Genomic DNA, 6,853 nt, shown 5'->3' on the forward strand with positions numbered 1-6,853 from the left:
TTTTTCATGTGTACTTATGTGTTGTTTATTGCGATATAAAGGAATAATATGAATGTTACGTAACAATGTGTCCTCGATATCGCGTAACAGTGTGATTCGTTTCTCTAAACTAGATTCCATAAAATACGGCCGTAATTGTTCATTGAAATCAAGAAAACTATGTTGATGAATAAAGCTGTTTTTGGAAAGAAACATATACAGCAAACTACCTTCTGTTTGTTCGCTAATTGTAGCGCTGTCATGAATAATATCTGCCTGCTGTATCGTTTTAATCTGTAATAATTCTTGTGCATCAAGAAATTTTATGCCAATGTTAATCCCGTATTGGGCACATTCTTTTTGAATCCAATGTGCATCTTCGACGTGATCCCGTTCTTTAAATGTATATAAATATAATACTTCATTACTATAATCACTATTTTTAATAAGAATATGAATATCCTCTTCTAATTTTGGTATAGAGCCATTCGTTAATACTAAATTCTTCGCCACTTCACCACGCTCTCCCTCTAACTCTTCAACTATTTCATGACTATGAATAATTTTATATAATGCTTTTCGAAATGTAACATCTTGCATAGGGCCTTGTTTGTCAATATTTAACGTTATGTATGTTACATTAGATTCCAGTTTAGAAAGTTCTTTATAATGCTTTTCTATGTCATTATGTTGCGCTTTTACTAAAACATCATATGTATCTATACTTTGTGGCATATTCCATAATTCAATCCGATCCATAAAGGGCCGTTCACGAAAATACAGATCATGGGCTTCTAATACAAAAATATCATCATTATTTTCACACACTTTAAACGGTCCCGTTCCAATTAAGTTGCATTCTTCATCTTCCATTACAATAGAACATTGTTCTGCACTTAAACCATATAAAAATAACTTATTTTCTGTATGTAAGTGAATTTCCACAATATATTCATCTACAATATGCATTCTTTCAATATGTTGTAACATCCACAAATGCGGATTATTCTCCTTATGTATAAACCTATTAAATGTATGAACAACATCATGAGCTGTAAATCGTCTCCCGTTATGAAATGGAACACCTTTACGTAAATAGAAAGTCCATACTTTTTGATTACCATTATATTCCCAGTGAAATGCGAGTCTCGGTTCTACTGTATTTGTGTCTTCGTTAACATATATAAGTGTGTCATAAACATGTTTCACCATATGACACTCCGAACGCATAGTAGCGTATACAGGATCCAAAGAAATACCGAGCTTCATTTCAACTTGTAAACGAAGTACATCTTTTCTGCCTTGAGAAGTCATTTCAATTTGATAACCAAATATAGAATCGATCCAATTTTGAAATTGTTGTCTCAACGAAGAGAAATAGGGGCTATATTGCTCAACAAATGCTTTTCCGCCTTTTACATCCCCTTGTTTCGTTATTTCTTTCCCCTTTTCTAAAATTAAAGAAATAGGATGTTTTTGAAACGATAACTTTGATCGATTCCCTCTCCCGCGGCCAGGAAACCAACAAATCCAATTCAATTCTTCTAATTTTTTTATAATAAATTTACTATTACGATCCGTGCAAAACAATGCTTCTGATATATGTTGTAATGATATTTCTAATTTCTCTCCCTCTGTTCTCCCTTTTCCATACTGGAGCCACAGCTGTATGTATTGCTCCAAAATAATCATACGAATCCCCCTAAAAGATGAAAAATCCCGCTCTTTCATTCTACCCTTTTTCATTTCTTGCTTCCATCTTATGATTTCCATATAGAAAGGAGGAAATGAAGAATGAATCATCTTATAAAACGTTATAGTAAACCAATCTGGATTCGATTATTAGGAGAATTATTAACTCGGACAACCGAAGCCATGTTGGCAATTATTTTTATTGTACATGTTAATCACGTTCTAAAAGGTAATGTGTTTCTTACCATGCTTCTTTTTGGATTACAGCCACTTTCTGATATTGTTTTTACGTTATTTGCTGGAGGGGTAACAGATCGCTACGGTAGAAAGAAAATTATGTTACTCGGATTGTTCTTTCAAGTAATTGCAATAAGCGGATTTGTTTTTGCTGAATCAGTCATATTCTTTGCTTTGCTATATGTTCTGAACGGTATTGGTCGTTCTTTATATATTCCTGCTCAGCGTGCCCAAATTGCTGATTTAACAAAACAAGAACAACAAGCCGAAATATTCGCTGTTCTTCAAACAGCAGGAGCTATCGGTTCTGTAATCGGTCCATTAATCGGTGCCTTTTTTTATAATAGTCACCCTGAATACTTATTTATAATTCAAGCTGTAGCCCTCATCTTGTATGCCATTCTCGTATGGACACAGCTACCAGAAACAGCTCCGATGATTCAAAATGAAAGATCATTAAAAACAACTACACGGAAGCAGTTTATTTTTAAGCATTATGCTGTATTTGGCCTTATGCTAACCACTCTTCCAATTAGCTTTTTCTATGCTCAAACCGAAACCAATTATCGTGTATTTGCAGAGAGTATCTTCCCAAATTTCCTATTCGTTATCGCATTTATTTCAACTTGTAAAGCTGTAATGGAAATCATACTACAAGTCGGTCTTGTTAAATGGTCTGAACAATTTCCGATGCCTAAAATAATTGTCATTTCATATATTTGCTATACATTTGCAGCAATTGGTTATGGCTATTCTACAACATTATGGTCATTATTCTTCACATTACTTTTCTGGACAATCGGGGAAAGTATTGCTTTAAACCACTTACTGCGATTTGTTTCAGAAATGGCGCCCAATCACAGACGTGGATTGTACTTTTCTATTTACGGCATACACTGGGATATTTCTCGCACTTGTGGACCTGCTATAGGAGCCATTATATTGAGCCATTTGAATGGCCGTACTCTATTCTACATTTGTGCTTGTTTATTAATAATAGGAGGAATCGGTCAAACATTCTTTATTCATTCATTAGAACGGAACAAGAAAAAAGAGTTGTCCTTATAATATCGAATTGATTGAAAATACAAGTTATTTATCGGAGAAGGAGAGAAAAGAAAAGAAAAAGAGAGACGAAGTAGAAGATTCTACTTCGTCTCTCCTTTTTTTGTATTACGAATTATTCAACCTTAAATTCAATTACTTGATCTTGATTTATTGTTTTCCCATCTAAAAGCCCTTTTGCTGTCACCTAAATAATAGTTTTCTTTGAGTCTTCAAGCTGACCTATTGCATATTTTGCACTGAAGCTACCTTATATATTTCATTCATATACCATAACCCAATATCTTTCTCCAATCCCCCCCTCTTCAACAACTTTCCTCCAACCATTGTTTTCATAAAATTTCATTGCTTTTTCGTTCTCAGATACGCACTTCAATCTTAAAGGCTTATTCATTTTTTCTATGGAGGCATGAAGCAACTCTCCACCAACACCCTTACCAGAAAAATCGGGATGAACAAATAAATTATGTATAAAGTTTTCTGGCAAATATAAAGAAGCAAATCCAAGGATACGATTGTTTTCTTCTGCTAAAATAATATATTCTCCTACAGTATGTTTATCAAAATCTTCTAGAGTCATTTCTTCCATATCCGCCCAATGGAAACTTTTACGTCGTGATTCTAAATATATCATCCTTAAAGCAGGGTAATCTAATTCATTTACTACTCTAATATTCAAATTTCCACTCTCACTTTCCTGAATTTCTTTTGAAATTTAAAAAGGCAATAATTTGTTTCAGGAGTTTAGATAGTTGGCTTCCTTTCATCAGAACTCTTACAAGTGGTTACGCCAAACTGAGAAAGAGTATAAATATTTTTATACAATTTTTCATTATTTCAGCCTACCTTATCATCTTCCTCCTTGCATCCAATCCATTACACTGCTTTTCAAGTCATGCGAGCACCAAAAAGTAAATGCTTGTTCTTCCCCAAGCTCTGCTACTAAATGTTCCACATATGACGTGCCTAAGAAATAGCCAAGTCGATTATATCCAAAATAATGCCCTCCCGATAATCGGAACCATTCTCGTTCTTTTTCAAAATTCCATCCCGCGTTGTAATCCTCTAAAAATTTCTTCTTAATTTGAGAATTTTTGTTTGTGTAATACTGTAGCCATGCTTCGCCTTCGTTATTGTATGAATAGTACACCCCATCATGTAACCCGTTTACTACTTTTTTAGAAAGATATGTTGCCACTCCTTCTCGATATAAACTAACCGTCGCATCTGTCCAATCAGCACGTTTCCAATCCATTCCGTTTCTATCTAATAAAGCATTATGATATATATGTCCAATCTCATGTGCGACAATGACGCGAAGGTGCTCTATACTAGGAGATAGCTTTTCTGCTGCGAAAAATGCTTTGTCAATGATTGCAAATGCATTTGAACCAAAACCGCCGACAAATAGATGAAATTGTAAATCTAACTCCAAATCAAAACGAGCGATATAATCATTCATAACATCTTGGATAATATCTGGTAACGTTTCAGAAATAACTAGAATGTCTTTTAATTTATCAGGATATTTTTGAATCGCTTCAGAAAGCCGTTCTGTTGTTTTCGGACAATGATACATGAAATATTCTTTGAAAACTTCTGGATATGTATCGTAGTACTTTTGTAAGTCATCAATTGATACTTCACTATTCCTACACAAACTTAAAAAACTTGGAATCGTATTATTTATTATCATCGTATATCGTCTCCCTACATCCCTCTGAAAAAAATTTTATCCCGCATTAACGGGCAGTAATACCTTCACCTCAAGATTCCGGGAAAATCGAGGAAGATAGGTGGGAGATAAACTGCCCGTAAAAGCCCGATTGGTTCAACTAACCATCAGTGGAGGATGAAGAAAACCTCCACTGATGGAAGTTTCACTTTATCTATACACCTTCTCTTTCAAACGATATGACTCCTTCTTATAACATCACTTAAAAATAAATCTGCTCACAAAATTAAAAAAGCTGCCCTATGAAAGAGCAGCTTCAAATATGTATTTCTATACTTCAATATTTTTCCCATCTTCAACGATATGGAAAAGTAAGTGAGCTAAATGATGAATAGGGCCATATTCTTCCTCTTCTTCATCCGTTTCACCTTGGAATTCAAGATCATTTAAATACAATGCTAAAAATTGATAGAATAATTTCAAATCAAATCCGTAGCAAGCGCTTGGCTCTTCATGATCTCCTTCATATTGCAACATTAAGTATTGTTCATTTCCTTCTGCGTCTTCTGCATCAAAGAATACAAAGAAACCAACATTTGTGTCTAAATCAAATAGATGACGAGTACCGTTTTCTGTTGCTTTATTAAAGTCCTCTTCACTTAACTTATGTACTGTTGTTGCTTTTGCATTGTCTTCTTGATGAAAGTTTACTGTAAATGTTTTCAATGCTGACACCTCCTGATTGTATAACAGTAGCATAACAGATTAGACAAGATAATACAAAAAGGACCGCATACAAAATGTAAACAGTCCTTTATCGCTTATTATTTTATTGCTCTTAATATTAAGCACACGATAAAGATTAATATAACTGCACCAATTAAAGCTGGGATAATGGCAAATCCGCCTATAATAGGACCGAATTTACCAAATAGCACTGTACCAACCCATGAACCGATGATACCAGCAATAATGTTACCGATAACTCCACCAGGTACATCTTTTCCAGTAAGCAAACTTGCAAACCAGCCTAGAATACCGCCAACAATTAAAGACCATATAAATGCCATATTATTACCTCCTTCATTTTATAAAACAAAAATAATAACCCTAAATCATTACTTACCATTAGTTATGTTACTTTTCTTGACAAGTTATACTGTTAACCCACGTATGCTAACAACACTTAAACAAACCACTCTTAATACTTCACATCTTTTATCCTCTGACCTAACTATTCTTTGGTTTGATAGTGAATGTATAATAAGAAAACGTGACTCCCAAATATATACCCAAAAAGAACGAGTGCTTTGTCTCATTTCTTAACATTCAGTGAAATTAACAATACGTCTACTCTAAAGGGGGAAATATATATTAAATAATGTAGATTTATTATTATTATTAAATCTATCCGAAGTTAAAAGGGGGAGTGTCAAAGTTTGGATGGCTATTCCTGAGGATAAATTAGATTGGAAACCAGATGCTGAAGCATTAAATTGTAAAGAGATGATAAGACACGTTCTTGCAGCTGAATACGGTTATCTACAAATACTAGAAAATCAAGGGAGTGTACAAAATCCATCATATCCTTTTGAAACAAGACCATTTACATCTGTTCAAGATGAGTAACATTTTCAGTTACAATTTCTCTTGAAACGTTACCGTAATTCGCAACAATTCCAATACTAGGCATGGTTTGTCTGCATAAATTAAGGAAACAGCATCATCAATACCAAAATCTCTAAAAAAGATCATTTCCTTATAACCTTCATTCCCCCTCTTCAGTATATTCTACTACTATTATTATGCTGAAAAGACAAGACGGTGAAACAGTGTAAAGTAAAAAAGCCGCCTATTTATTGGCGACTTCCATCTTTTTATAAGAAAGATATGCTAATACATTCTTACTTGTATTATATTTCGGATTGTTTCCTTTTCTAGGCTCCCTAACATGTGTTTTTTCAAAGCCAGGAATTTCAGGCATCTTCTCCAAAAATTCAACAATCTCTTTTTCAGTTCCCTCAATACGTACGCGAATCATTATTATTACTACTCCTCAATCCTTGTTTTCTCTATAATAAGTATAGCGTACTTAGGAAAGACTGCAAGATAATTATCTTTTTAATGTTGCACTCTTTTGACACACAAAGAGTGCCATCTCTGTATAAAATGATTCTACTTTATTATTTTCAAAATGAATTTTGA

At 33.8% G+C, this 6,853-nt stretch carries 8 protein-coding genes and 2 pseudogenes; 2 read left to right on the forward strand and 8 right to left on the reverse strand.

The features are described from left to right. On the reverse strand, nt 1–1,725 hold a 1,725-nt coding region (locus tag V7183_RS16040; RefSeq protein WP_335360151.1), incomplete at its 3' end, for an SgrR family transcriptional regulator. Nucleotides 1,726–1,773: 48 nt separating this feature from the next. Between V7183_RS16040 and V7183_RS16045 the strand changes: the two genes are divergently transcribed. Then, nucleotides 1,774–2,976, forward strand: coding sequence for an MDR family MFS transporter (locus V7183_RS16045; protein WP_335360152.1), 1,203 nt, complete (start codon nt 1,774–1,776; stop codon nt 2,974–2,976). A 256-nt stretch (nt 2,977–3,232) separates the two neighbouring features. Here the strand turns inward: V7183_RS16045 and V7183_RS16050 are convergent, their stop codons facing one another. The 4 genes from V7183_RS16050 to V7183_RS16065 all read right to left on the reverse strand — a co-directional run bounded on the left by V7183_RS16050 (nt 3,233) and on the right by V7183_RS16065 (nt 5,718). Next, nucleotides 3,233–3,652, reverse strand: a complete 420-nt coding sequence (locus V7183_RS16050; protein ID WP_335360153.1) for a GNAT family N-acetyltransferase — start codon at nt 3,650–3,652, stop codon at nt 3,233–3,235. Nucleotides 3,653–3,823: 171 nt separating this feature from the next. Then, complete coding sequence (locus V7183_RS16055; protein ID WP_335360159.1) at nt 3,824–4,666, reverse strand: DUF5700 domain-containing putative Zn-dependent protease; 843 nt, start codon at nt 4,664–4,666, stop codon at nt 3,824–3,826. 312 nt (nt 4,667–4,978) lie between these two features. After that, on the reverse strand, nt 4,979–5,374 hold the full coding sequence (locus tag V7183_RS16060; protein ID WP_335360154.1) for a cytosolic protein: 396 nt from the start codon (nt 5,372–5,374) through the stop codon (nt 4,979–4,981). A gap of 98 nt (nt 5,375–5,472) precedes the next feature. Next, nucleotides 5,473–5,718, reverse strand: coding sequence for a GlsB/YeaQ/YmgE family stress response membrane protein (locus V7183_RS16065; protein WP_335360155.1), 246 nt, complete (start codon nt 5,716–5,718; stop codon nt 5,473–5,475). 373 nt (nt 5,719–6,091) lie between these two features. On the opposite strand from V7183_RS16065, the gene V7183_RS16070 reads away from it, so the two are divergent. Continuing rightward, on the forward strand, nt 6,092–6,277 hold the full coding sequence (locus tag V7183_RS16070) for a hypothetical protein (protein WP_335360156.1): 186 nt from the start codon (nt 6,092–6,094) through the stop codon (nt 6,275–6,277). On the opposite strand, the pseudogene V7183_RS16075 reads toward V7183_RS16070, so the two are convergent. The 3 genes and pseudogenes from V7183_RS16075 to V7183_RS16085 form a co-directional block, all read right to left on the reverse strand. Further along, nucleotides 6,261–6,403 (reverse strand): annotated as a pseudogene (locus tag V7183_RS16075) (nucleoside hydrolase); the annotation flags it as partial. The gene V7183_RS16070 and the pseudogene V7183_RS16075 sit on opposite strands and share 17 nt — an antisense overlap. A gap of 97 nt (nt 6,404–6,500) precedes the next feature. Then, nucleotides 6,501–6,689 (reverse strand): YvzF family protein, encoded by a 189-nt coding sequence (locus V7183_RS16080; protein ID WP_097899338.1) that lies wholly within the window; start codon nt 6,687–6,689, stop codon nt 6,501–6,503. 72 nt (nt 6,690–6,761) lie between these two features. After that, a pseudogene (locus V7183_RS16085) lies at nt 6,762–6,853 on the reverse strand (class I SAM-dependent methyltransferase); the annotation flags it as partial.

This window comes from Bacillus sp. JJ1127, assembly GCF_036965845.1.
Classification (GTDB): Bacteria; Bacillota; Bacilli; order Bacillales; family Bacillaceae_G; genus Bacillus_A.